The organism is Pseudoalteromonas sp. S3178 (assembly GCF_005886985.1).
GTDB lineage: Bacteria > Pseudomonadota > Gammaproteobacteria > Enterobacterales > Alteromonadaceae > Pseudoalteromonas > Pseudoalteromonas carrageenovora.
Genome location: NZ_PNCW01000387.1, coordinates 1 through 240, shown reverse-complemented (window position 1 = coordinate 240; position 240 = coordinate 1). Strand labels below are relative to the sequence as shown.

1 pseudogene is annotated in these 240 nt (G+C 43.3%); it reads right to left on the bottom strand.

Going from position 1 to position 240, the window contains the following annotated elements:
• Positions 1 to 240: pseudogene (locus CWC11_RS21420) on the bottom strand (efflux RND transporter periplasmic adaptor subunit); the annotation flags it as partial.

Here is a 240-nt window from a genome sequence, read left to right as displayed (position 1 = left end):
CACCTTCTTTGACAAAGCCACCTTTGACAAACTTGTCTGACAATGAAATGACTTGACCACTGACCTGAGCAACAAGATCAGTACTGTATTTTGGCATCACGATACCGTATGACGATACGTCAAGCCTAACTTGGTCAATATGAATAGGTTGAACCTGTACGAGAGGATGTACTATTTCTTCTTTCTTCTCTTCTGGAGGTTGTTTCATTGCAGACATGGCAACAGCCGCTGCAATTCCCG